The 22,788-nt window shown below is 75.6% G+C and carries 18 protein-coding genes and 2 pseudogenes; 7 read left to right on the top strand and 13 right to left on the bottom strand.

From position 1 onward, the window contains the following. Positions 1 to 156 precede the first annotated feature (156 nt). Positions 157 to 1,161 carry an ArsR family transcriptional regulator gene (locus HCK00_RS07115; RefSeq protein ID WP_311765185.1) on the top strand — a complete coding sequence of 335 codons (1,005 nt, stop codon included), beginning with the start codon at positions 157 to 159 and terminating at the stop codon, positions 1,159 to 1,161. Positions 1,162 to 1,439: 278 nt separating this feature from the next. On the opposite strand, the gene HCK00_RS07110 is transcribed toward HCK00_RS07115, so the two are convergent. Continuing rightward, positions 1,440 to 1,742: a type I-E CRISPR-associated endoribonuclease Cas2 gene (locus HCK00_RS07110; protein ID WP_240965320.1), complete on the bottom strand. Its 303-nt coding sequence runs from the start codon at positions 1,740 to 1,742 to the stop codon at positions 1,440 to 1,442. On the opposite strand from HCK00_RS07110, the gene HCK00_RS07105 reads away from it, so the two are divergent. Together HCK00_RS07105 and HCK00_RS07100 are read left to right on the top strand one after the other, a co-directional pair. Next, complete coding sequence (locus HCK00_RS07105; protein ID WP_168100912.1) at positions 1,741 to 1,980, top strand: hypothetical protein; 240 nt, start codon at positions 1,741 to 1,743, stop codon at positions 1,978 to 1,980. The genes HCK00_RS07110 and HCK00_RS07105 overlap by 2 nt on opposite strands. Before the next feature lie 214 nt (positions 1,981 to 2,194). After that, complete coding sequence (locus HCK00_RS07100) at positions 2,195 to 2,731, top strand: DUF4232 domain-containing protein (RefSeq protein ID WP_168100911.1); 537 nt, start codon at positions 2,195 to 2,197, stop codon at positions 2,729 to 2,731. A 186-nt stretch (positions 2,732 to 2,917) separates the two neighbouring features. Here the strand turns inward: HCK00_RS07100 and HCK00_RS07095 are convergent, their stop codons facing one another. From HCK00_RS07095 to HCK00_RS07055, 9 genes and pseudogenes are all read right to left on the bottom strand, one after another. Next, positions 2,918 to 5,341 (bottom strand): glycoside hydrolase family 95 protein, encoded by a 2,424-nt coding sequence (locus HCK00_RS07095; protein ID WP_206320026.1) that lies wholly within the window; start codon positions 5,339 to 5,341, stop codon positions 2,918 to 2,920. Between the two features lie 384 nt (positions 5,342 to 5,725). Continuing rightward, positions 5,726 to 6,112 (bottom strand): hypothetical protein, encoded by a 387-nt coding sequence (locus HCK00_RS07090; RefSeq protein ID WP_168100910.1) that lies wholly within the window; start codon positions 6,110 to 6,112, stop codon positions 5,726 to 5,728. A gap of 594 nt (positions 6,113 to 6,706) precedes the next feature. Next, positions 6,707 to 8,341: pseudogene (locus tag HCK00_RS07085) on the bottom strand (carbamoyltransferase family protein); the annotation flags it as partial. A 337-nt stretch (positions 8,342 to 8,678) separates the two neighbouring features. After that, positions 8,679 to 9,779, bottom strand: a complete 1,101-nt coding sequence (locus tag HCK00_RS07080; RefSeq protein WP_168100909.1) for an NAD-dependent epimerase/dehydratase family protein — start codon at positions 9,777 to 9,779, stop codon at positions 8,679 to 8,681. Positions 9,780 to 10,151: 372 nt separating this feature from the next. Further along, positions 10,152 to 11,006 carry a metallophosphoesterase family protein gene (locus tag HCK00_RS07075; RefSeq protein WP_168100908.1) on the bottom strand — a complete coding sequence of 285 codons (855 nt, stop codon included), beginning with the start codon at positions 11,004 to 11,006 and terminating at the stop codon, positions 10,152 to 10,154. Then, the gene (locus HCK00_RS07070; protein WP_206320025.1) at positions 11,003 to 11,320 is read right to left on the bottom strand and encodes a BON domain-containing protein; all 318 of its coding nucleotides are present in this window, start codon (positions 11,318 to 11,320) and stop codon (positions 11,003 to 11,005) included. Before HCK00_RS07070 ends, HCK00_RS07075 begins: the two co-directional genes overlap by 4 nt. 467 nt (positions 11,321 to 11,787) lie before the next feature. Beyond that, positions 11,788 to 12,339: pseudogene (locus HCK00_RS07065) on the bottom strand (nucleotidyltransferase family protein); the annotation flags it as partial. 878 nt (positions 12,340 to 13,217) lie between these two features. Next, positions 13,218 to 13,547 carry an SH3 domain-containing protein gene (locus HCK00_RS07060; RefSeq protein WP_168100907.1) on the bottom strand — a complete coding sequence of 110 codons (330 nt, stop codon included), beginning with the start codon at positions 13,545 to 13,547 and terminating at the stop codon, positions 13,218 to 13,220. 48 nt (positions 13,548 to 13,595) lie between these two features. Further along, positions 13,596 to 14,711: an AraC-like ligand-binding domain-containing protein gene (locus tag HCK00_RS07055; protein WP_168100906.1), complete on the bottom strand. Its 1,116-nt coding sequence runs from the start codon at positions 14,709 to 14,711 to the stop codon at positions 13,596 to 13,598. 255 nt (positions 14,712 to 14,966) lie between these two features. On the opposite strand from HCK00_RS07055, the gene HCK00_RS07050 reads away from it, so the two are divergent. Continuing rightward, the gene (locus tag HCK00_RS07050; protein WP_168100905.1) at positions 14,967 to 15,521 is read left to right on the top strand and encodes a DUF1990 domain-containing protein; all 555 of its coding nucleotides are present in this window, start codon (positions 14,967 to 14,969) and stop codon (positions 15,519 to 15,521) included. 523 nt (positions 15,522 to 16,044) lie between these two features. Beyond that, the gene (locus tag HCK00_RS07045) at positions 16,045 to 17,103 is read left to right on the top strand and encodes a YihY/virulence factor BrkB family protein (RefSeq protein ID WP_240965318.1); all 1,059 of its coding nucleotides are present in this window, start codon (positions 16,045 to 16,047) and stop codon (positions 17,101 to 17,103) included. On the opposite strand, the gene HCK00_RS07040 is transcribed toward HCK00_RS07045, so the two are convergent. Further along, positions 17,073 to 18,134, bottom strand: a complete 1,062-nt coding sequence (locus HCK00_RS07040) for an ATP-dependent DNA ligase (RefSeq protein WP_168100903.1) — start codon at positions 18,132 to 18,134, stop codon at positions 17,073 to 17,075. The two genes, HCK00_RS07045 and HCK00_RS07040, sit on opposite strands and share 31 nt — an antisense overlap. Positions 18,135 to 18,444: 310 nt before the next feature. Between HCK00_RS07040 and ligD the strand changes: the two genes are divergently transcribed. Both ligD and HCK00_RS07030 read left to right on the top strand, forming a co-directional pair. Further along, positions 18,445 to 19,449, top strand: coding sequence for a non-homologous end-joining DNA ligase (gene ligD, locus HCK00_RS07035; protein WP_168100902.1), 1,005 nt, complete (start codon positions 18,445 to 18,447; stop codon positions 19,447 to 19,449). Between the two features lie 189 nt (positions 19,450 to 19,638). Continuing rightward, entirely contained in the window at positions 19,639 to 20,421 is a 783-nt protein-coding gene (locus tag HCK00_RS07030) for a VOC family protein (RefSeq protein WP_168100901.1), read from the top strand. 173 nt (positions 20,422 to 20,594) lie between these two features. On the opposite strand, the gene HCK00_RS07025 is transcribed toward HCK00_RS07030, so the two are convergent. Together HCK00_RS07025 and HCK00_RS07020 are read right to left on the bottom strand one after the other, a co-directional pair. Beyond that, positions 20,595 to 21,710, bottom strand: coding sequence for an SGNH/GDSL hydrolase family protein (locus HCK00_RS07025; RefSeq protein WP_206320024.1), 1,116 nt, complete (start codon positions 21,708 to 21,710; stop codon positions 20,595 to 20,597). Positions 21,711 to 22,024: 314 nt separating this feature from the next. Further along, positions 22,025 to 22,579, bottom strand: coding sequence for a cysteine hydrolase family protein (locus HCK00_RS07020; RefSeq protein ID WP_168101051.1), 555 nt, complete (start codon positions 22,577 to 22,579; stop codon positions 22,025 to 22,027). Positions 22,580 to 22,788 lie beyond the last annotated feature (209 nt).

Genomic DNA, 22,788 nt, shown 5'->3' with positions numbered 1-22,788 from the left:
CGGGCTTCTTTGGTGGAGCCCGAATCATGCCGCGAAACGGTGACGCGGTCGCGCTACCCGCATAGACTCCCCGCCGGACGCACGAGGTGACACACCGAGGCGGCCGCCGGCTGCGGCCCGTCCCCCGACCAGGGCGGGCCCGTGACCTTCCGGGGGGTGGGCGCAGTGCTGCGCGTGGAGTTCAACGGCCGGGAACTGGCCCGGCTGCGAATGGCACAGGGCGTCGATCCGCTCTGGGAGATCGCGGCGAGTCTGCACCGCCTCCAGAACCGGCGGGCCGCCCTGGTGTACGACCCCTGGCGGCGCGAGGTGGGCGCCGCCCTGGAGCGGGCCGGGCTGCTCCCGGCGGTGCGCGGGCTGATGCTGATCTTCCCGGCCGCCACGTACTTCCCGGACTTCCTCACCCCCGGGTGCGCCGACCCCGACCTCGACGCGGGCGTGGACAAGGTGCTCTCCACCCCCCGTCATCGGCTGGCGGCGGAACTCTCCCGGCTCTACCCCGGCTCCCCACTCCCCCACGGCCTGCGCCGGCTCGCCGAGGGCGACCTCGACGCGCTGCGCCGGCTGGGCAGCGCGCTGCGCCGGTACTACGCCCTGGCCGTCGCCCCGTATCTGCCGGCCATCCGCGCCGAGGTGGCCGCCGACCGCGCCCAGCGGGCCGAGGCCGCCCTGACCGGCGGCGCCGAAGGGCTCCTCGCCAGCTACGGCGTGCTGCCCGGCTGGACGTGCGACGGCACCGCGCTGCGCACCCCGTACCCCGTCCGGCGCGAACTGCGCCTGCGGGGGCGGACCCTGACCCTCGTCCCGGGCTTCTTCTGCGTGCGCTCCCCGCTGGCGCTGGCGGACGAGGAGCTGCCCCCGGTGCTCGTGCACCCCCTCTCCCCTACCCCGGGCTGGCTGGAACGTTCCCGCCCGAGCGAGGCGGCACCACCCGCCGCCCAGCTCATCGGCACCTCCCGCGCCCAGCTCCTGCAACTGCTGGACCGGCCGATGACCACCACCGGCCTGGCCACCGCCCTGGCCCTCGCCCCCTCCACCACCTCCCGCCACACCTCGGTGCTCCGGGAGGCCGGCCTGCTCATCTCCCGCCGCCAGGGCGGCAGCGTCCTCCACCGCCGGACGGCGCTGGGCGAGGCGGTGCTGGAGGGGGCACTGCGGTAACCACCGGCGGCCGCCGTGGAAGTCCGACCTGAGGCCTGAGCCACCCCCGCATGCGCGGGGAGCAAATCCGCTACTTCAGCCCGAAGGCCGAGGTGCCGGGTCCATCCCCGCGTGCGCGGGGAGCAGCTGTGGCTCAACTCCGCCTTCGCCGACTTGAAGGGGCCATCCCCGCGTGCGCGGGGAGCAGGCTTTGCGACCTGGGCTTTTATCGCGGCGGAGACCTGTTCTCCATCACTTTCGCCAACTCCGGCATCTCGAGTATATCGACCATAGCCCTCTCACCCTCTTCCGAAGCGGCGGCGCTTTGCAGCCTTGCTCCAGCCCGGCTTCGGGTTGCCAGGGCTGTGGGGCTGGCCGCTGGCGGTCGGGCGGCGAATGAGGGTCAGGCCCTCGTGGTCGACGGGACGCCAGGCGCGGTCGTGGGTGCGGAAGGTGAAGCACTGTTCGTTGCCGGTGGTGCGAGCGAGGAGCGCCCGGCCCTGACCCGCGTACTCCTGCTGCTCCCCGCGCACGCGGGGAGCAGCAGGAGACCTCGGCACCCCCGGCGCCCTTGTGGTGACGCGGGGGTAGGCGCGTGTCATGGAGCGATGGTGGAAGTGGATGGCCTCGGGGGTCGTCTCCGGGGGTGTCTTCGGCGTCATCTGGACGGTGATGAGCGGCGGCTCGTGGGGGTGGGAGTTCGTCGCCCAGTGCGCCGTCTGCGCAGTGGTCTACTCCTTGATGGGGCCGCTGCTGGCGCGGTCCCGGCGGCGGGCGGAGGAGCGGGACGCCGAGCACATGCGAGCCATCCGGGAGGCTCGCCAGGGGCGGCGCCGATAGCCGGCCCCTCTTCCCTGTCCCGTCACGTCGGCCCACACCTGGCAGCCGCTCTCGAGGGAATCCCGCTCGGCTTCCGGGCAGCCGACGGCCGGCAGGCGCGGCGGCCGCGCGCCCTGGCGGGACCTTCCCGGCGGGAGGCATAAGCACCCCGATGATCGGCAACACGCCCTCACAGAGGATTAGTTGCCTGAGCTACCTACCAGGAGGAGCCACCATGTCTCTGTCCCGTACCGCCATCGCCACCACGGCCGTCCTCTCACTCGTCGGCCTGGCCGGAGGATCCGCCGTCGCGAGCGCCGGAGGGAGCCAGACCGCCGCCGGGGCAGCCGAGGCGTGCCAGCCCGGGGCGTTGCGGGCGGCGACGAGCGACATCGACGAGCACCAGGTGGGCATGAACCACGAGGGGACCTACCTGAAGGTCACCAATGTCGGGGACAGCGCGTGTACGTTCTCCGGCTACCCCGGGCTCGCTCTGGAGGGGGCGGGCCACACCGCGATCACCACCGAGACCACCCGCGGCGACACCTACTTCGTCCAGGACCCGGGTGAGCACGAGGTGACCTTGCAGGCCGGCGACTCCGCCTACGCGGATCTCGCGTGGACCCACACCGGCGAGGACGCGGTCGACGCCCGCTACCTCCAGATCTCCCCCACCGGCAGCAATTCCCACAGCACCGTGCCGTTCGAGAAGGTCGTGGACGGTGGCGCGCTCACCGTGACGGCGTGGAGCGACACCCTGCCGGCCTCCTGATCCGGCGCCCGGAATCCCGGACCCAGGGCTCACGCGGTTCTCCGGGGGCCCACACGCCCCCGGAGAACCGCGCGAGCGGCGCCGGTCCGTCCCCGAGGGGTGGGACGGAGCCGGTTGCCGGGCGCGGTGGAGGCCGGGACCGGCGGATCACGCCGTGCCCCGCCCCGGCGCGTCAGCCCGGTGTGCTCATCCGGGGGTCAGCCGGTAGGCCGCGCCCGCCTGGGTGGTGAAGACGGCCACGCCCTGCTCCGGGCGCTGGACGGAGACCGGGTTGCCGCCGCTGGTGACCTGGAGCTGAGCCGCGGAGCGGACCTTCACCTGGCCCCCGACGCGGGCCCGCAGGTCGGCCGTACGCAGGGCCCGCCCGCCCCACGTCAGGTCCACCTCGTAGCCGCCGCGGGCCAGCAGGCCGCGGACCGAGCCGTCGGGCAGCGCGGTGGGCAGCGCGGGCAGCAGGTGCAGTTCGCCGGCGTGTGACTGGAGCAGCCATTCCGTGACGCCCGCGGTCGCGCCGAAGTTGCCGTCGATCTGGAACGGGGGGTGCAGGTCGAAGAGGTTGGGCGCGGTGCGGGCGGGGGTGAGGAGGTCGGACAGGAGCTTGTAGGAGCGTGCTCCGTCCTCCAGCCGCGCCCAGAAGTTGATCTTCCAGGCGAGGGACCAGCCGGTGCCGTCGTCGCCGCGCTGTTCCAGGGTTCTGCGGGCCGCCGCGAAGAGGTCCGGGGTGGAGCGCCGGGTGATCTGGTTGCTCGGGTGGAGGCCGTAGAGGTGGGAGACGTGGCGGTGGCCCTGTTCGGGGGCGCCGGCGTCCCAGTCCTGCTGCCATTCCTGGAGCTGGCCGCGGGAGCCGACCTTCATGGGCGGCAGCTTCGCGCGGGCGTTCCGCGTGTCCGTCCGCAGACCCGCGTCCCCGTTCTCGCCGAGGAGTTCGGATGCCTGGACGAAGCCGTCGAAGAGGTCGCGCAGGATCTGGTTGTCCATGGTGGGCCCGGCGCAGACGGAGGCGTTCGGGTGGTGGGCGTTCTCCGGGGAGACGGACGGGCAGGTGACGAGGTGCCCGGTGGAGGGGTCGGTGACGAGGCTGTCGAGGAAGAAGCGCACGGCGCCCCGGAGGACGGGGTAGCGGCGGCGCAGGGCGTCCCGGTCGCCGGTGAAGAGGTAGTGGTCCCAGATGGCGGTGGCGAGCCAGGCTCCGCCGGTGGGCCACATGCCCCAGAACGCGCCGTCGACGGGGGCGGTGCCGCGCCAGGCGTCGGTGTTGTGGTGGGTGACCCAGCCGCCGGCGCCGTACTGCGTCTGGGCGGTGCGCGCGCCGGACACCGCGAGGTCGGTGAGGAGGTCGAAGATCGGTTCCCAGCACTCGACGAGGTTGGTGACGGGCGCGGGCCAGTAGTTCATCTCCGTGTTGATGTTGATGGTGTATTTCGAGTCCCAGGGTGGGAGGAGCGAGTCGTTCCAGATGCCCTGGAGGTTGGCGGGCTGGGTGCCGGGGCGGGAGGAGGCGATGAGCAGGTAGCGCCCGTACTGGAAGTGGAGGGTGACGAGCTGGCGGTCGCCGGCGGAGGCGAAGTTCCGTACGCGTTCGTCGGTGGGGCGGTCCGCGGCGCTGGTGCGGCCGAGGTCGAGGTCGACGCGGCGGAAGAGGCGCTGGTGGTCGGTGACGTGGCGTTCGCGGAGCTGGTCGTAGGAGCGGCTCGCGGCGGCGTTGAGGGGGTCGGCGGCGCGGGCGGCGTGGTCGCCGGTGACGTTCTGGTAGGTGGTGTAGCTGGTGCCGATGGAGATGAGCAGGGTGACGGAGTTGGCGCCGTTGACGCGGAGGGTGCCGTTGTCGCTGGTGACGGTTCCGCCGTCGGCCTGGGCGCGGGCCAGTGCGCGGAAGCGCACGCGTCCGGTGACGCCTTCGCGGGTCTCCGTGGTGCCGTCGATGGCCGTGGTGATCCGGTCGGGTGAGGAGGCGGTGACCCGCTGCGGGCTGTCGAAGGCGGCGGTGAAGGAGACGGCCCCCGGTGAGCTGGCCGTCAGGCGGACGACGATGACCTGGTCGGGGTGGCTGGCGAAGGTCTCGCGGGTGTGGGTCACCCCGCCGCGGGTGTACTGGACGGAGGCGATGGCGGTGTCGAGGTCGAGCTGGCGCCGGTAGTTGGTGACGGCGCCGCTGCCCAGGGTGAGGCGGAGGTTGCCGACCGTCTGGTACATGAGCTGGCCGACGGGGATGCCGAGGAAGTCGGAGTTGATCAGGGACTGGGCGGATTCCCACTGGCCGGCGAAGACCCGCCGGCGGATCTCGGGGAGGGCGGCCCGGCCCTTGGGGTTGGCGTGGTCGTAGGGGCCGCCGGCCCACACGGTGTCCTCGTTGAGCTGGAGTTGTTCGGTGTCGCTGCCGCCGAAGACCATGGCGCCGAGGCGCCCGTTGCCGATGGGGAGGGCCTGGAGCCACTCGCCGGCGGGGCGGGGGTACCAGAGCGTCAGGTCGCCCGCGGCGGCGGGCGCGGCCTCGCCGGGTCCGGCACCGGGTCCGGTCGCCGGGGCGGCGTGCGCGGTGCCGGAGGGCACGATGCCCGCCGCTCCCGCTCCGACCGTGGTGGATAGTGTCAGAAAATGTCTGCGATCCATGACCGTCAGCTTCCGGTCATGGTGACTCGCTGTCGACAGGTCAGGGGTCAGTTTCGGAAGCGGCCGCTCCCTGGACCCGGCGGACAAACGTGCCCCAAGTGCCGTTCCGCGCGGGGCGATTGGGCGGAGGGAGGCTCGTCCGCCCCGGGGATACCGCCGGGGGCCGGCCGGTGAGCGGCGAGGTTCGCAGGTTGCGGGGGCTGTTCGCACGTGTTTCGTCCTGGTGACGGCCGGGAGGGTGACGCCCCGCCCGTTCGCCGCGAAATCGCCCCCGTTCCGGGCCCGTTCAGACCGCCGTTGCGCGGCCTCTTCCCGGCGGGGTGGAGCCGCCCCGGGCCCGCCCGGTGGAGGGGTGGGCGGCCCGGGGCGGCGGCGTGGTGCCGGTCAGCAGGTGGCCGCGGTGTCGATCCTGATGCCGGTGACCGTCATCCCGGCCGGGAAGTTGATGTGGTGGTCGGGCGGGAGGCAGAGGTACCGGGTGCCCGAGCCGGTGGTGTACCGCAGAGAGGCGCGGTCGTCGTTGCGGGTGTTGACGACCCAGTTCGCGCCGCGGCTGCGGGAGCCGAGATTCTGGTAGGAGGGCGTGACGTCGCGGTAGGAGGCGGTCGGGGTGGACCGGTTCCAGTCGTAGTCGGTGAGGTAGAAGCAGACACGCGGATACGCGCAGCCCTTGTAGGAGTCGGCCGTGGCGGCGGGGGCCGTCGCCAGCGAGGCGGCGGCGAGGGCGGAGGCCGCCGCGGTGAGGGTGGCGGTGCGCCGGAGGATGTCCATGTGGCCAGTCTCCGGAAGAATGCGGGCGATTCGTGAGGGTTTTTCAGGTCGAAGCCCTTAGATCACTTCTGTACGCCATCCTTGGGTTCTCCACCGGAATCGTCCGCTTCGCAGGGAAGAGCGAGCGTCTTCCCGTGTGCCACGCCGGGGCGGCCGGGGCCCGCCGGGCCGCCGGTCGGAAACGGGCGGGCCGGAACCGCGCGGCGGCGTACGCGCCCTTCCGTGCCGCATCACGCCGCCCGGCTCCGCGCCGCTCCGTCGCGGTTCCGTCTCCGGCGGGCGTCTCGTCACCCGCCCGGGTCAGTGTTTCGCCACGCGGCCGGCGCGGGACGGGCGGGTGGTCCCGGTCGGCGGAGCTGCCACCGCCGGCCCTGGACCGGTGGCCGTGACCGCCGGCCCGGCACCCGTGGCCGCGGTCGCCGCCCGGGCGGCCGGCGCCGGTTCCGTGACCGGCGGCGGGCCGGCGGTACCGGCGGAGGCGCCGCCGGGGGCCGCGTAGGAGGGGACGGTGCCCGCGGTGGCGAGGCCCTCCTCCCCCGCCGTGCCCCTGACGATCACCTGCTCCGCCGACGCGGCCGCACCGCCCCGGCCACCGAAGAAGGCCGCGCGCCGGATCACGAAGGGGCCGAGGGCCAGCAGGTCGACGGGCGAGGAGCCGAAGTACTCCAGCGCGTCGCGCGGATCGTCCACCAGCGGCCGGCCGGCGGTGCTCAGGCCGGTGTTGACGACGACGGGCAGCCCCGTCCGCCGTTCGAAGGCGCCGAGCATCCGGGCGGCCAGCGGTTCCATGGCCGGGTCGACGGTCTGGACGCGCGCGGTGCCGTCCACGTGGACGACGGCCGGGAGGCGTTCCCGCCACTCCCCGGCGACCTCGTGCGTGAAGAGCATGTACGGGCTGGGCAGCGGCCCGTCGAAGATCTCCGCGGCGCGGTCGGCGAGGACCATCGGGGCGACGGGGCGGAACCGGGCGCGGCCTTTGATGTCGTTGAGGCGTTCGAGGTTGCCGGAGCGGCCGGGGTGGGCGAGGAGGGAACGGTGCCCGAGCGCCCGCGGCCCGTACTCCGAGCGGCCCTGGAACCAGGCGACGATCTCGTCGCCGGCCAGCGCCTCGGCGACGGCCTCGGCGATGTCGGCGGGACGCTCGTAGGGGACGGCGGCGGTCTTCAGCCAGCCCTCGAGCTCGCTGTCGGACCAGCGGCGGCCCAGGTCGGCGCCGGTGAGCGGCTCGGTGCGGTCGCCGCCGTCGGCGGCGAGGTGGAGCGCGCCCCCGAGGGCGGTGCCGGCGTCTCCCGGGGCGGGCTGCACCCACACCCGGCCGAAGGGGCCCTCGCGGGCGATCCGGGAGGTGGCGGCGGAGTTGAGCGCCACGCTCCCGGCCATGGTCAGCACGGTGTCGTGGGTGCGGCCGTGCAGCCAGCGGGCGAGGTCGAGCAGGGTCTCCTCCAGGGCGGCCTGGACGCCTGCGGCGAGGTCCGCGTGTTCCTGCGCCCAGGCCTCGCCGGGGCGCAGCCGCGAGGAGAGTTCCGGCCAGGGCACGCCGGCCGCGCGGAACCCGCCGTCGCCGGTGGGGTGGATGTAACGGCGCAGTTCGGGCAGCATACGCGGGCTGCCGTGGGCGGCGAGGGCCATCACCTCGGGTTCGCCGGAGGCGCGGGGGAAGCCCAGGTGCTCGGTGAGTTCCTCGTAGACCAGGCCGAGGCTGTGCGGCAGCCCCTGCTCGTAGAGGGTTTCGATGCGGTCGCCGACGCGCCGCCCGGCGAGGTGGGAGGTGGCCTCGCCGCGTCCGTCGACGACGAGGACGGAGGAGGTCTCGGCGCCGGGCGCGGCGAAGGCGGCGGAGGCGGCGTGCGCCAGGTGGTGCGGGACGAAGCGGACCTTCTCCGGGTCGAGTCCGGGGAGGGCGGCCGCGAGGAACCTCGGGGCCTCGCGGGCGTAGATGAGGCGCAGATGGTCCCAGGGGTCGTCCAGGCCCATGGCCTCGGGGGGCCGGGCGAGCCCTGGGTCGAACGAGTAGGCGACGGCGTCGAGGTCCCGGGGGCGCAGGCCCGCCTCGGCGAGGCACCAGGCGGCGGCCTGCTCGGGGAGTTCCCAGGCGGCGAAGGGCAGCGGGCGTTTGCCGTGTTCGCGCCGGGAGAAGCGCTCCTCCTCGGCGGCGGCGACGGTGTGCCCGTCGACGACGAGCGCGGCGGCGGGGTCGTGGAAGAGTGCGTTGATTCCGAGGATGCGCATGAGCTCCGCTCTTTCGGTGGCCGGGGCCGCGGGATCGCGGCAGGACGGGGTTCGGGGGCGGTCGGGTCCGGCGCCACCGGTTCCGGTCCGGCGCCGCTCCCCGGGGGCCCGGAATGCGGCGGATCGGAGGGGGCCGGTGATCGGCCGGGTCGGGCGCGGCGGCCGGGTGTTCCCGCCAGGTCGGTGAGGTGTGAGGTGTGAGGGGTGGGCCGGGGCCGGCCCGGGCCGGAGTCGGAGGTTTCGGCGCCGGGCACGGACCCGTCCCCGCGGTCCGCCGGTGGTGGCGGGCGGCGGTCCGGTGCGGCCGGTGGCGTTCGTCGCGCGCCGGGCCGCGGCTTCAGGCGGCCCGGGCCGCGGTGCGCTCCCGGTACCAGGCGATGGTCCGGGCCAGCCCGTCGCCGGTGTCGACGCGTGGCTGCCACCGCAGTGTGCCCCGGGCGCGGCCGAGGTCCGGGCGGCGCGCCGCCGGGTGGCCGGCCGGGCGTGCGGCGGAGCGGACGGTGGACGGGGATCCGGAGAGGGCGATGATCTTCCCCGCCAGGTCGAGTTCGGTGATCGCATGGGGACTGCCGATGTCGACCGGTCCCGGCGGATCGGCGTCGGCCGCGGCGAGGATGCCGCGCACGGCGTCGTCGACATGGCACAGGAAGTGGGTCCGGCGGCCGTCACCGGCGACGGTCAGCGGCTCACCGGCGAGCGCCTGGCGGATGAAGGTGGGGACGGGCGGCCCGTCGTGTCCGCGCATCCGGGGCCCGTAGGTGGGGAACAGCCGGACGATTCCGGTGCCCGCGCCGGGGAGGTCCGCGCCGGTGGCCGTGAGCGCCGGAGCGGTGTGCTCCGCCTCGGCGTGGCGGCGGTTCCGGCGCGGGCCGGCGGGGTGGGCGCCGGCCCGGTGGCGCTCGTCGCGCCGGTGCCACCGCAGGCCGCCGTGGGTCTCGGCGGTGGAGGTGAGGAGGAAGCGGGCGCCACGGGCGCGGGCGAGTTCCAGGGCGTTACGGGTGCCCGGGCCGCCGATGTGCGGGGGCAGCCGGGGAGGGCCCGCCGGGGAGGGCGGGGTGAGGAGGTGGAGCACCAGGTCCGTCTCCCCGGGGAGCCGGCGGGTGTCGAACGGCTCGGTGACGTCGGCGTGGAGCAGCGTGAAGCCGGGGTGTCCCCGGAACTCGGCGATGTTCTCCGGGGTCCCGGTGGAGAAGTCGTCCACGCAGGTCACCGCGGTGCCGCGGGCCAGCAGCGCCGCGCAGAGGTGGGAGCCGAGAAAACCCGAGCCGGCGGTGACGACGGCGTGCCGCCACGGCTCGCCGGGGTCGGGGGCGGGGGCGGGCCCCGCCGCCGTTCCGGCCCCGGGGGGCCGCTGGGCGGCCGGTGGCGGGGCGGTCCCCGGTGGGGCACCGGCCGGCCCGGGCGCGGTCGCCGCCGCGGTCGCTGTGACCGTCTCCATGGGCTGGTCTCCTTTCCGCTGCGGACGGTTCACTTCCCTGGGAGGACGGCCGGCCCGTTGCGGACGGGCGCCGGAGGCCGGGGCCGTTCGGGGGCCGGGGCCGTCCCGGTGGCCGTACGGCCGGGGTTGGGGGTCCCGGCCGGGGTGGGCGCAGGGCCGGGGGCCGGCCGGGAGCGCGGCGCCGATCCGGGTTCTCCGGGGCTTCCGGGGCTTCCGGGGTCCGGTGGGGTCGGCCCGCTCGGCCATGGCTCCTCCATCCAGGTGGTGCGGGACCGGACGCGTCGTGGCGTGTCCGTCGTGGGGTCGCCGTTGTGGGGTCTCCGTCGTGGGTCACCGCCGCCCGTCCGCAGTACCCGCGGCGGGGCGATGCAATCAGTGCCGGTCGGCGGGTTCCCGGCCCGGCGTGGGCGGGGCGGCTCGCGGGCCGTGCCCCGGGCCGTGCCGCGGGCCCTCCCCCGGCCCCGCGCGCCGGCTGTCCCCCGGGCCGCCGGGCCCCGGCCGTGGGTCGCAGGCCAGGTGGTAGACGGCGAACGCACGCCGGATGACCGGCTGCGCCACGTTGCGGACCGGCACCCCGCCGGCGGTCATGCCGTGCTCGGTGCCCAGATGCGCGTGGCCGTGCACGGCGAGGTCGGCCCCGGCGCCGTCGATGGCCTCGGCCAGCTGGTAGCTGCCGAGGAAGGGGAAGATCTCCAGGGGCTCACCGGCGAGGGTGTCGCGCACGGGGGAGAAGTGGGTGAGGGCGATCCGCACCACGCAGCCGTCGCCGGCCAGCCCGTCGAGCGCCGCGCGCAGGCTGTCGGCACCGAGCCGGGTGGCGCGCACGAACGCCTTCATCTCGGGCTCGCCGAACTCCCCCGCGCTGCGCCCCGCGAAGCCGCCGCAGAAGCCTTTCGCCCCGGCGACGCCGACGGTGGTGCCGCCGATGTCCAGCGTGGTGGCGGTGCCTTCGAGGACGGTCGCCCCGGCGTCCCGCAGGATGTCGGCGAGTTCCCCGGGGCGGTCGTCCTGGTGGTCGTGGTTGCCCAGGACGGCGATGACGGGCACGGGCAGCCCCGCGATCTCGCCGGCGACGACGCGGGCCTCCTCCGGGGTGCCGTGCCGGGTGAGGTCCCCCGCGAGGAGCAGCAGGTCGGCGTGGTCGCCGAGGGTGTCGAAGGCGGGGCGGAGCAGGCCCCGGGTGTCGGGGGCCATGTGGATGTCGCCGACGGCGGCCACGCGGATCACGAGACCTCCTCCGGGCGGTCGGGCGCGCGGTGGTCGGTGAGCGCGATGTCGCCGCGTACGGGCACGTCCGGCAGGGTCTCGGCGACGATGCGGAGGATCTCCGCGCGGACGGCGGCCGAGGGCACCGTCCCGGTGAGCAGCAGGCAGCCGCCGCGCAGTTCCAGGCGGATGCCCATGTCACCGCTGCCTTCGCGGGCGAGGCGTTCCTGGAGGTGGGCGAGGCGGTACTCGATGCCGGCCGCGGGGCCGGAATCGCCGGTGGCCCCGCCGGACGCGGCCGGTCCGGCGGGGCCGGGCGGGGGCTGGGAGGTCATGCGCGGTGTCCTTCCGGTTCGGGGCGGCGGCCGTGCCAGGAGGTGTCCGGCTCACCGGACGTCCCGGTGGCCGGCGGGCCGGGATCGTCCTGGCCTGCTCCCTCCGGGCGGGCGGGGTGCTGCCGGGGGCGGGCGGGACCGGGGGCGGTGGCGTGCCGGGCGTGCGCCGCGGGCTCGGGGCAGCCGCCGTGCGCGGTGGACATCGCGGTGGGCTCGTCCCCGTATCCGCAGGACCGCGGCGCGGGGCCGGCCTCCCCGCCGGGGACGGTGGCGTGCCCGAGGGCGGGGCCGGGGCCGGGGGCGGGACCGGGGCCGGGACCAGGTCCGGGGCGGGGGTTCGGCCCGGGACCGGCGGCCGGCCCCGGGCTCCCCTGCGGTCGGGGCCGGTCGCGCTGGTCACCTCGTTCACGCTGTTCGTGCTGTTCGCGCTGTCCCGTCCGCCCCGGCCGGCCGGGGTCCGGGGTGGGGCGGACGCGCGGGGCGATCACGTCCAGGCGTTCGAGGAGGTAGAGGAAGGCGTCCGGCATGGCCGCGTCGCCGCAGGTGGCGCGGACCCGGTCCCAGTCGATCTTCTCGCGCAGGGTGCGGGCCAGCGGCAGCACGCCACCGAAGTCGCAGTGGTGCTCGCAGAAGGCGTTGAGCAGTCCGATCAGCAGGTCCGTGGGGGGCAGGACGGGCATGACGACGGAGTCCACCGGCAGGGGCCGGGCCCGGCCGAGCAGTTCCGGGGTCACCGGCTGCTGTTTGAGCTCGTAGATGAAGTCGACGTCCTGGCCGCGGCAGCGCGCCTTGAACAGCCAGTCCTCGGGCGGGTCGTAGACGGTGAGACCGCCGGTGCGCAAGGTGGCGGCGACCGCCTCGGCGTCCTCGGGCAGCACGCAGAAGTCGGCGTCGTGCTCCAGCCGCGCCATGTTGCCGTGGGCGTACGCGGCGACGCCGCCGGCCAGGGCGAAAGGGTACCCGGCGGCCTTCAGCAGCCCGGCGACCTGTTTGGTGGCCTCCAGAATCGCCTGCATGCGGCAGGCTCCCGGGGCCTCGTGACCGGGCGCGCGGCGGCGGGCGGCGGGGGGAGCGGGCGCCGCGTCACAGGCGGCAGGGGGGCCGTCCCCGGACGGCGGGCCCGCCCGCGTGGCGTCGCGCGCCGTCGCGGGCCCGGACGGAGGCGGCCCGGACGGCGGCGCGGCCCGGGGCGGCGAGGCGGCCCCGCCCGGGCTCGTCGCGGCGGGCGCCCGGGGCACCCGCCTGCCGCGTGTCCGCCGGAAGTCCGCCGCGCCGGGGCCGGCTCCCCGCGGGCCGCCGGACGGGGCGCCGGTGCCGCCCGTGGGGGTGTTCCGCGGTTCCCGGTCCACGTCAGCCCTCCGCCTCTGCTCGATCGCGCCGCCGCTCGCCGTGGTGGTGCCCCGGGGCCGGACGGCCCGGGGCTCGCGCGGTCGCGCGCGGCCGTACGCTCACGCCCCCGGTTCACGGGGCCTGCGGTCAGCGGTAACCCGCACAGAACCGGGCAAACCACGTGTCACGGAGGCCGGAGGGAAGGATTACACGGAGTGCCCGCCGCGGGCGCCCGGCGATCCGGAGGTCCGGGAGACCCGGGCGGTCCGGTGAGGGCCCGGCAGGCCCCGTACCCAGGCGGGTACGCAAGCCTCCGCTCCCCTCACGCGCTCCCCCCGAGCCCCGCCGGGAACCTCGCGCCGGCGATCGGCCACGGTGGCGAGGGCCCGGTCCTGGCCCGCCGCGGATGGTCTTCTCCACCTGGGTCCGGACGGCGCCGGCGCCCCGGCGGTCGCGGAGTCCGGCGCGGCGGGGGCCGCCGCACCTCATGGGGACGTCCCCGGAGACAGCCGGTCTCCGGGGACGTCCGGACGCGCACACGGCGGAAGAGCCGTCCCACACCGGAGTGTTACAGCGGGGTCTTGCCCACCTTCATGCACGCCCCGGCGACGTAGAGGTTCTCCTTGAACCTGACCCACGCGGAGGACGTCACGCCGCAGGCGGTGTGGCTGTCGCCCTTGACCACGGTCCCGCACACCGTCCTGCCCTTGGTCAGGCTGCCCACCACCGCACCGCTCGTGGAGGGCTTGTTGCGGATGTTCACGGTCTCCTTCGCGGCGTAGGTCGTACACGCCGCGCCCTCCGCGGAGGCCACGGCCGGGCTCGCCACCGCGATCCCGCCGGCCGCGAGAAGTGCCACCGCGGCACACGTGCTGCCGACCCGTCGGATGCTGTTCATTCTTCCCCCTCTGTCTCATCGGCCATCAGGCCTGTGTGCTACCGGACGTCAGGTTGCCAGGCGCGGAGGTGCCACGTCGTTGACGGCCGGTGGCAGGTTCTTTGACGCTCCGTTCCGAGCGGCCGGTGCCCCGGGGCCCGTCGCCGGCGGTACGGGCCCCGTACTCCGCACGGGATCCCCGAGTTCCAGGTGCCGGTAGTCGCGCGGCGCGATGCCGTAGGCCGCGCGGAAGGCACGGGTGAAGACGACGTGGTGGGTGAAGCCCCGGCGGAGCGCGATCTCGCCGATCGACCGGGTCCGCAGCGCCGGGTCCGCGAGGTCGCGCCGGGCCCGTTCCAGGCGCTGGGCGCGGATGTAACCCATCACCGTGTCCGGCCCGCCCCCCGCCGGAGCCTCCTCGCGGAAGATCCGGTGCAGTTGGCTGACGGAGATGTGGTGGGCGGCGGCGACGGCGTGCGGGGTGAGTTCCGGGTCGCCGAGGCGCTGGTGGATGAAGGAGCGGATACGCAGGGTGAGGGTGTGCCGGCGGGTCTCCGCGGGGAGGGCGTCGAGCGTGTCCAGTTCGTGGGCGAAGAGCGTGGCGAGCAGGTCGGTCAGGACCGTCTCCAGCCGCGGTACGTCGGCCCCGGTGTAGGAACGGGTGCCCGCGGCCAGGGTGGTGAGGAAGCCGGCGAGCAGGGCCCCGACGCCGCCGCGCCCGTCGAGCGGGCGTCCGATGACCCGGTCGGCCCGGGCCGGGGGCAGCGGCAGCACGGCCTTCGGCAGGTCCACGCTGACGGCCTCGATGGCTTCGCCATCGGTGCCCAGCCGTATCTCGAACGGCCGCGAGGACTCGTTGGTGCGCATCGCCAGCGGGCCGTACAGACTGTCACGGTCGTCGATGGTGAGGCCGACCGTGCCCTTGGTGATCAGCGACAGGTGGTACATCTCCGGGTCCGACCGGCGGATCAGTCGCGGTGTCCTGATCACCGACAAGGGGTGGATCTCCGAGGTGTACACGGACAGCCTGCCCAGGGCGAAATGCCGCTGGTGTGCCGCGAAGTCCTCGCCCGGCCCGCTGTTCGCGGTCATGGGCGCATGCGACCGGGACAGCCGCTCCACGAACGAGTCCACCCCCAGGCCCGGCGGTACGTCGTCGGTATGGAACACCGTCTCGGCAAGCATGCTCTCCCCCCTGGAAACCCTCGCTCCACCCGCACACCCCCGGGACAGCGGGCCGTCACCGGGGGATCGCCCCCCGATCGGCGCCGTCCCCGGGTCTCAGAGGCCCACCGCACCGCGGCGGTGCGGATGCCGGCCTCTGGATGGTATTGACCTCTCCGTGGAACCGGTACACGCACGATCGGCCGACCTGAATCCACCGCCGGGCGGGCCACCCCTGCCCCGTCCGCCCCTGGCCCCCTGGCCTACAGTCGCCCCATGGCACAGGACGTCCAGCAGGCGTACCGGGCCGCGTGCGCCGCCCGGCCGACGTATCCCGAGGTGGGCGCCACCTGCGACGGCCCCCTCCCGGCCGGATATCCCACCCGTGCCCGGCGCTCCCTGCGGATCGGCCGGGGCCCGGAGGTCTTCGCGCGGGCCCGGGACTCCGTCCTGGGCTGGGGCCCGCAGCGGTCGCTGGGGCTCACGGTCCGCCCGGGGTTCCCGCCCGCCGAGGGGGCGACGGTGATGCTGCTCGCCCGGCCGGGCGGGCTGCGGCTGCCGCTGCCGCCGGTCCCCTGCCGGGTGATCTGGACGGAGGACGGGCCGGACCGGGCGGGCTTCGGCTACGGGTCGCTGCCCGGCCACCCGGAGTGCGGTGAGGAGTCCTTCACCGTGGTACGGGACGCGGACGGGTGGGTACGGGCCGAGATCGCCGTCTTCTCCCGGGCCGGAAACGGCTGGACGCGGCTCGCGGGGCCGGTGGGGCGCTGGGCGCAGCGCCGTGCGGTGGGCCGCTATCTGCGGGCGGTGGCACGGGCGGCGCGCGGCTGAGCGGGGCCGGGAGGCCCCAGGGGGACCGGGCGGGATGGAGACAGGCCGCGCGGAGCCGGGCGAGGCGGCCGCCGGCGGCCGTCCGGACCACCGGTGCCCCCGCCGTCCGGGGGCGGCAGGCCCGCATGACCTGGCCGCCGCGGGCGTCCGCGCCCGGGCCGCGGTCAGGGTGTTTCCCCCGGCCCGGCACCCCGGCTGTCGCGGGCCGGGGTGCCGGGCCGGCGGTGCCGGGGAGAGGTCCGGCAGCCGGCTCCGGCCGCCGGGGCCGCCGCGTGGACGGGCCGCGGGACCGGGGCCGACGGCGCACCATCCTCACAGACGGCCGCGGCGGGAGGTAACCGACCGGCCCGCCGCACGGGCCTGCGGCGCCCCAACTCCTGCCCGGCGCCCGGCCCCAGGCGGGCGGGTGGTTTTCCTCACAGGGCGCTCACCGGGGAGGGCGGACGGCCACCGGCGCCGCTCACTGCCCGGCCCCTGCCGAACCCACCCGGTTGGCGGGCACGCGCCGGGGGATCCGCAGTACATGAGAGCTTCCGACGACCGTGAGCCGGTCCGCGACGACGACCCCGCCCCGGGCGGCCCCACCGGGCTTGCGTCCCGCTCCTGGAAGGACGTGCTGCGCCGGACCGTCAAGGAGTTCGCCGACGACGACCTTCAGGACCGCGCCGCCGCCCTGACCTACTACGGGGTGCTGTCGATCTTCCCGGCGCTGCTGGTGCTGGTGTCGCTGCTCGGCGTGGTGGGCGAGACCGCGACCCGGCGGGTGCTGGACAACCTGCACACCCTGGCGCCCGGCCCGGCGCGGGACATCCTGGACCGCGCGGTGTCCCAGCTCCAGGACAACGGTTCGGCCAGCGGCCTCGTCGCGATCGCCGGCCTGCTCTTCGCGGTGTGGTCGGCCTCCGGTTACATCGCCGCGTTCATCCGCACCTCCAATGCCGTCTACGACCTGCCGGAGGGCCGGCCCGTCTGGAAGGTGACGCCGCTGCGGCTGGGGCTGACCGTGGCGCTGATGGTGCTGCTCGCGGCCAGCGCCGTGATCGTGGTCTTCACCGGGCCGCTGGCCAGCCGCGCCGGGGAGATGATCGGGCTGGGAAACACGGCGATCACCGTCTGGTCCGTGGCCAAGTGGCCGGTGCTGCTGTTTCTCGTGGTGCTGATGATCGCGATGCTGTACTGGGCCGCGCCCAACGTCCGCGGGCGCGGCTTCCGCTGGGTGACGCCGGGCAGTGTGCTCGCGGTGGCGCTCTGGCTGCTGGCCTCCGGCGGCTTCGCGCTCTACGTGGCCAACTTCGCCTCGTACAACAAGACCTACGGCACGCTGGCCGGTGTCGTCGTCTTCCTGATCTGGCTGTGGATCTCCAATCTGGCGATCCTGCTCGGCCTGGAGTTCGACGCCGAACTGGCCCGTCAGCGCGCCCTGGAGGCCGGTCACCCGCGGGACGAGGAGCCGTACGTGGAGCCGCGCGACACCCGGGCCTGGCCCCCGCGGCTGCGCCGGTCCGCGCGGAGGGAGCCGGAGCGGCCGGGGCCGTCCGGCGCCGCCGGGGCTCACCCCGCCAGCACCGACGACAAGTCGTAGTTCACGGGCTCCTCCACCTGGGCGTAGGTGCACGACTCCGGCTCACGGTCCGGCCGCCAGCGGCGGAACCGGGCCGTGTGCCGGAAACGCCCCGCCTGCATGTGGTCGTAGGCCACCTCCAGGACCCGCTCCGGCCGCAGCGGCGCCCAGGAGAGGTCCTTCCCCGCGGACCAGCGGCTGGGCGCTCCGGGCATGCGGTCCCGTTCGTGGGCCTCCTTCCGGGCCCAGTCCTCCCACGGGTGCCCCTCCGCCGAGTCCATGCGCAGCGGGGCCAGCTCCTCCCACAGCTCCGCCCGGCGCCGCATCGGGAAAGCGGCGCAGACCCCGACGTGCTGGAGCCGCCCCTCGCCGTCGTACAGGCCGAGCAGCAGCGAGCCGACCACCGGTCCGCTCTTGTGCGGGCGGAGGCCGGCCACCACGCAGTCCGCGGTGCGCTCGTGCTTGACCTTCACCATGACCCGCTCGCCGGGGCGGTAGCCCAGGTCCGGCGGTTTGGCCACCACGCCGTCCAGGCCGGCGCCCTCGAACTGGTCGAACCAGCGGCGGGCCGCAGCCAGGTCCCAGGTGGCCGGCGCGGTGAAGACCCGCTCGCCGGTGGCGGTGAGGGCCGTCGCCAGTTCCGCGCGCCGGTCGCGCTGCGCCGTGTGCATCAGTGAGCGGTCGCCGAGCGCCAGCACGTCGAAGGCGACGAAGGCCGCGGGGGTGCGCTCGGCGAGCAGCCGTACCCGGGAGTCCGCCGGGTGGATCCGCTCCAGCAGCGCGTCGAAGTCGAGGCGGGGGCCGCGGGCGACGACGATCTCGCCGTCGAGGACGCAGCGTTCGGGCAGCTCGGAGCGGAAGGCGGTCACCAGTTCGGGGAAGTAGCGGTCCAGCGGCCGCCCGGAGCGGCTGAGGGTCCGCACCTCCTCGCCGTCGCGGAAGACCAGGGCGCGGAAGCCGTCCCACTTGGCCTCGTAGAGCATGTCCGGCGGGATGCGGGCGGCGGTGCGGGCCAGCATCGGGCGGACGGGCGGCATCACCGGGAGGTCCATGGCCCGAGTGTGCGGCAGCCGCCCGGGGGGCGCGCCCTGGCGCGGGCCGGGCGGCGGAGACGGGCAGGCGCCCGGACCGGGGCGTACCGGGGCACGGATCCGGGGGGCCGAGGTCCGCCGGCACGGCGGTTCGGCACGGCGGTTCGGCACGGCGGTTCGGCACGGCGGTTCGGCACGGCGGTTCGGCACGGCGGTTCGGCACGGCGGTTCGGCACGGCGTCCCGCCTCCGGCCACGCCCAACGGGGCGCGGTGCACCGGGGCGGACGCCGCCGGGAGGCGCTCCGGCCCGCCGCGGCCTACGGTGGCGCCATGGCAGAGACGGCGCAGCTCACGGTCGGCGGCCGGGTCGTGCCGCTCTCCAACCCGCAGAAGGTCTACTTCCCGGAGCGCGGCTTCACCAAGCTCGACGTCGCCCGCTACTACCTGGCGGTCGGCGACGGCATCATCCGCGCGCTGCGGAACCGCCCCACCACCCTGGAGCGCTACCCCGACGGGGTGACGGGCGAGTCCTTCTTCCAGAAGCGGGCCCCGGCGAACCTCCCGGAGTGGATCCCCACCGGCCGGATCTCCTTCCCCAGCGGCCGGCACGCGGACGAGATCTGCCCCACCGAGCCCGCCGCCGTGCTGTGGGCGGCGAACCTGGGCTGCCTCACCTTCCACCCGTGGCCGGTGCGGCGCGGCGACACCGAACACCCGGACGAGCTGCGGATCGACCTCGACCCGCAGCCGGGCACCGGCTACCGGGACGCGGTGCGCGCGGCCCTGGAACTGCGTGACGTGCTGGACGGGCTGGGGCTCCGGGGCTGGCCGAAGACCTCCGGCGGGCGGGGCCTGCACGTCTTCGTCCCCATCGAGCCGCGGTGGACGTTCCCGCAGGTGCGGCGGGCCGCCATCGCCGTAGCCCGGGAACTGGAGCGGCGCGCGCCGCAGCGGATCACCACCGCCTGGTGGAAGGAGGAGCGCGGCGCGAAGGTCTTCGTCGACTACAACCAGACCGCGCGGGACCGCACCATCGCGAGCGCCTACTCGGTCCGCCCCCGCCCGCACGCGCCCGTGTCGGCCCCGCTCCGCTGGGAGGAGGTCCCCGACGCCCGGCCCGAGGACTTCGACCTGGCCACCATGCCGGTCCGCTTCGCCGACCTGGGGGACGTCCACGCGGAGATGGACGAGCACCCCGGCCGGCTGGACGCCGCCCTCGACCTGGCCGACCGGGACGAGCGCGAGCACGGCCTGGAGGACCTGCCGTACCCGCCGGAGCACCCCAAGGCGCCCGGCGAGCCCCGCAGGGTGCAGCCGAGCCGGGCCCGGCGGTGAGCCACGGGGCCGGCTCGGGGACACCGGGCCGGCCCGGCGGGCCGGTGGCGCGGCGGACCGGGGAACGGACGGGACGGGCCGGGTGCGTCGCACCCCCCGCGCACGGCGGGTGATGACACAGTGACAGGTCGTGGCAGGGCAGTGGCGGGGTCCCCGCCCCCGGGGCGGCCAGAGAGCGAGGCGGACCGGATGCCGGCAGCGAACCCCGTGGTCCAGGGCGCACCGTGCTGGGTGAGCCTGATCACCGCTGATCTCCAGGAGGCGATGGACTTCTACGGCCGCGTACTCGGCTGGGAGTACAAGCCGGGCTTCCACCGCCGGGAGTACCGGGTGGCGCACCTCGGGGGCGTGCCCGTCGCGGGGGTCGGCGCGCTGGCGCGGACCATGGGGTTTCCCGTCGCCTGGTCGCCGTACTTCGCCGTGTCGAGCGCCGACCGGGCGGCGGACCGGATCCGGGAGCGGGGGGCGACGGTGGCGGTGGGCCCGATCGAGTTCGGGCCGGGGCGGGTCGCGTGGGCGGCGGACCCCACGGGGGCGCCGTTCGGGATCTGGGAGGGCGTCACCGAGCCGAAATGGCCGGTGCGGCGCGGGCCGGGCTTCCCGGCCTGGCTGGAACTGCGCACCCGGGACGTCTTCGCGGCGACCATCTTCTACAGCGAGACGCTGGGCTGGGACACCGAGCCGCCCGAGCGCTGCGAGGTCCGGTACGTCAACGAGGAAGTGCTGCTGCGGGTGGAGGGCCGCCCGGTGGGCGGGCTCCGCGGAGGCGCGCTGGAGGAGGCGCCGGATCCGCGGATCCGGCCGCGCTGGCATGTGCACTTCTGCGCGGTGGACGTGAACGCGGCGGTGGAGCGGGCCGTGGCTGCGGGCGGCGAGGTCGTGGTGCCGCCGGAGGAGTCGGAGCACGGCCTGCGGGCGAAGGTACGGGACTCCCAGGGCGGGCTGTTCACCCTGACCTCCGACCCGGACTGAGCCCTACGCGAACGGGCCGGGGCGGGCACCCCGGCCGGGACGGCGGAGAACCGGCGCGGCCCGGCGGTGCGGCCGGCCGGCGGGGAGACGGGGAGGCGGCGTCACCGCCTCGCCCCCGCACCTGGCCGGGCCGCCGGCCCGCGGGCGCGCCCACGCGAGAGGGACCGCGCGGATCACCAGCCCAGCGGCAGCCCGGCCAGGTGGGCGTCGAGATGGCCGGAGATGATCCGGTGATCGGCCGTGGACGGGTGCCAGTCGCAGCCGAGACGGTCCAGTGCCGGGTCGTCGTAGTACCAGTGGCTGACGCGCCGGTCGCCCTGGAGGGCGCGCCGCTCGACCACGCTCCGGGTGACCTGCGCGAAGAGGGCGCCGTCCCCGGCGGGGGTGGCGCTCACCACGAGGAACGTCTCCGAGCCGTACCGGGCGCGCAGCAGGTCGAGGAAGCCGTGGTAGGCGGTCTCGTAGTCGGCGGCCAGGGCGTCCGCGGTGGACCAGCGTTCGCCGGGCCCGAGCGGGGTGGAGAAGTCGTTGATGCCCAGGCCGACCACCACGACCTGGGGCCGCCAGGTGGGCGGGGGCCGCCAGACGTCGCCGTCGACGTGGAGCAGGGCGCGCCCGTAGAAGGTGCGGAAGTCGGCCTCGGGGCGCCCGCCGGCGTAGTTGCGGACCATGCCGAGCCCGGAGTAGGCGTTGAGCTGGTGGTCGGCGCCGTGGGCGCGGGCGGTGAGGGCGCCGAAGGTGAGGTCGGCGTTGCTGTTGCGGTCGACCCCGCCGTTGCCCGAGCAGTCACGGGTACCGGAGACGTTGCCGTAGCCGGCGGTGTAGGAGTCACCGATGAACTCGATCTGGCGGCGCCGCGGTGCGGGCGGGGCGAGGACCGCGCCCCCGGGCGCCGGCACGAAACCACCGAAACGGCCCTCGGCCCAGGCGCTCTCGGTCCGCTTGACCAGGCGCACGGTGTGCTCGGCGTCGGGCAGGCCGCCGATCCGGGAGACGGTACGGCCCGGGGTCACCAGGGTGGCGGCGAGCGCTCCGTCGATCCGGACGTCGTAGTCGTTGACCGCGTCGTCCAGGACGAGGCCGACGCCCGTACCGCGGAACCGGCCCTCGAAGGAGATCCCCGGCCAGCTGTACCGCACGGTCCCGTCGGCGCTCTCCCGCACCCGGCCCACCGTGTGGAAGCGCGGCCGCGGGGCGGAGGCCCGGGCGGGGGCGGCGACGGCCGCGGCGGCTCCGGCCGCGGCGGCCGTGACCAGCGCCCGGCGGGACAGGGGGTGACGTGTCGGCATGGGGCCGTCCTCCGCTGGTGGGGGCGAGGAAGAGGTGGCTCCGCCGTCGGCGCGCCCGGGCCGGCGGCCGCCGTGACCTCCGTACCGCAGGAAACCGGAACCCGGAACCGGGAAGGGGGACAGCGGCGGGCCGCCCGCGTGGGAGCGCTCCACCGCGGACCCCCACGAATGTGGGCCTCCCGCGCGCCCGCGTCAACCCCGCCGTCGTCGCGCCACCCGTCCTCCCCGGCCGGCGGGGTGAACCGGGCGGCGGTCCCCCACGGGGCGGGACACGGCGCGCGGGGCCGGGCGGCCGGGTTCCGCGGCCCGCCGGTTCAGAAACCGACCGCGTCCGCCGCGCAGACCTCCGCTCCCATGTTGCGCTCCATCATCCGCAGCGCCGCGTCGGCGAGGTCGGCGTGGATGTGGGCGACGGCGTCCCGCGGGACGGCCACGGTCAGGTGGCGGATGTGGGCGTCGAGCGCGGAGTAGAGGATGCACTGCTCGGTGACCTGGCCGCAGAGCACGATCCGGCCCACGCCGTACTGCGAGAGCAGATACTCCAGCGGGGTCTCGTAGAAGATCGAGTGCCGTGCCTTCAGCACGAACAGTGAGTCGTCGTCGGGGCGGACGGACTCCACCAGGTCCCGGTGCTCCCCGGCCATCGCCAGGTCCAGGAGTTCCCCCCGGTGCGAGCGCCAGCGGCCGAAGTTGTCGTTGACGTAGATGACGTCGACACCCTCCTCGCGGGCGCGCCCGATCAGGCGGCTCATCGCGGGGAGCGCCTCCCGCACCGAGGGGATCAGCTGCTCGGCGTCCTTGTGGTCGTAGGTGTTCACCATGTCGACGACCACGAGGGCCGTCTTCCGCTTCTCGCTGCCGCTGGCCATGTCCCTGCCGTCCGGTCCGTTCGTCACCGCGCTTCCTCCGCGCGCGTCATGGGCGGAACAGCGTGTGCCCCGGGCGCGGCCGGGCAATCCCCGGCGCGCGCGGCGGCGCCGGGTGCGCGACGGTGGACGGGACGGGGACGGCGGGCGGCCGCTCACCGGGGCGGCGGCCGGGCGCCGGTGGGGACGTGCGGCCGGCGGACGAGGGCGCG

The organism is Streptomyces zingiberis, from assembly GCF_012034935.1.
In the GTDB taxonomy this organism is placed as follows: domain Bacteria; phylum Actinomycetota; class Actinomycetes; order Streptomycetales; family Streptomycetaceae; genus Streptomyces; species Streptomyces zingiberis.
The sequence above is the reverse complement of the archived record's forward strand: the minus strand, read 5'-3'. Positions and strand labels throughout refer to the sequence as shown.

Coding starts and splice junctions, on each gene's coding strand:
- HCK00_RS07105 (WP_168100912.1), top strand. CDS start 1,741: ATGGAGCGATGGTGGAAGTGGATGGCCTCGGGGGTCGTCTCCGGGGGT.
- HCK00_RS07110 (WP_240965320.1), bottom strand. CDS start 1,742: ATGACACGCGCCTACCCCCGCGTCACCACAAGGGCGCCGGGGGTGCCG.
- HCK00_RS07100 (WP_168100911.1), top strand. CDS start 2,195: ATGTCTCTGTCCCGTACCGCCATCGCCACCACGGCCGTCCTCTCACTC.
- HCK00_RS07095 (WP_206320026.1), bottom strand. CDS start 5,341: ATGGATCGCAGACATTTTCTGACACTATCCACCACGGTCGGAGCGGGA.
- HCK00_RS07090 (WP_168100910.1), bottom strand. CDS start 6,112: ATGGACATCCTCCGGCGCACCGCCACCCTCACCGCGGCGGCCTCCGCC.
- HCK00_RS07080 (WP_168100909.1), bottom strand. CDS start 9,779: ATGGAGACGGTCACAGCGACCGCGGCGGCGACCGCGCCCGGGCCGGCC.
- HCK00_RS07070 (WP_206320025.1), bottom strand. CDS start 11,320: ATGACCTCCCAGCCCCCGCCCGGCCCCGCCGGACCGGCCGCGTCCGGC.
- HCK00_RS07060 (WP_168100907.1), bottom strand. CDS start 13,547: ATGAACAGCATCCGACGGGTCGGCAGCACGTGTGCCGCGGTGGCACTT.
- HCK00_RS07055 (WP_168100906.1), bottom strand. CDS start 14,711: ATGCTTGCCGAGACGGTGTTCCATACCGACGACGTACCGCCGGGCCTG.
- HCK00_RS07050 (WP_168100905.1), top strand. CDS start 14,967: ATGGCACAGGACGTCCAGCAGGCGTACCGGGCCGCGTGCGCCGCCCGG.
- HCK00_RS07045 (WP_240965318.1), top strand. CDS start 16,045: ATGAGAGCTTCCGACGACCGTGAGCCGGTCCGCGACGACGACCCCGCC.
- HCK00_RS07040 (WP_168100903.1), bottom strand. CDS start 18,134: ATGGACCTCCCGGTGATGCCGCCCGTCCGCCCGATGCTGGCCCGCACC.
- ligD (WP_168100902.1), top strand. CDS start 18,445: ATGGCAGAGACGGCGCAGCTCACGGTCGGCGGCCGGGTCGTGCCGCTC.
- HCK00_RS07030 (WP_168100901.1), top strand. CDS start 19,639: ATGCCGGCAGCGAACCCCGTGGTCCAGGGCGCACCGTGCTGGGTGAGC.
- HCK00_RS07025 (WP_206320024.1), bottom strand. CDS start 21,710: ATGCCGACACGTCACCCCCTGTCCCGCCGGGCGCTGGTCACGGCCGCC.
- HCK00_RS07020 (WP_168101051.1), bottom strand. CDS start 22,579: ATGGCCAGCGGCAGCGAGAAGCGGAAGACGGCCCTCGTGGTCGTCGAC.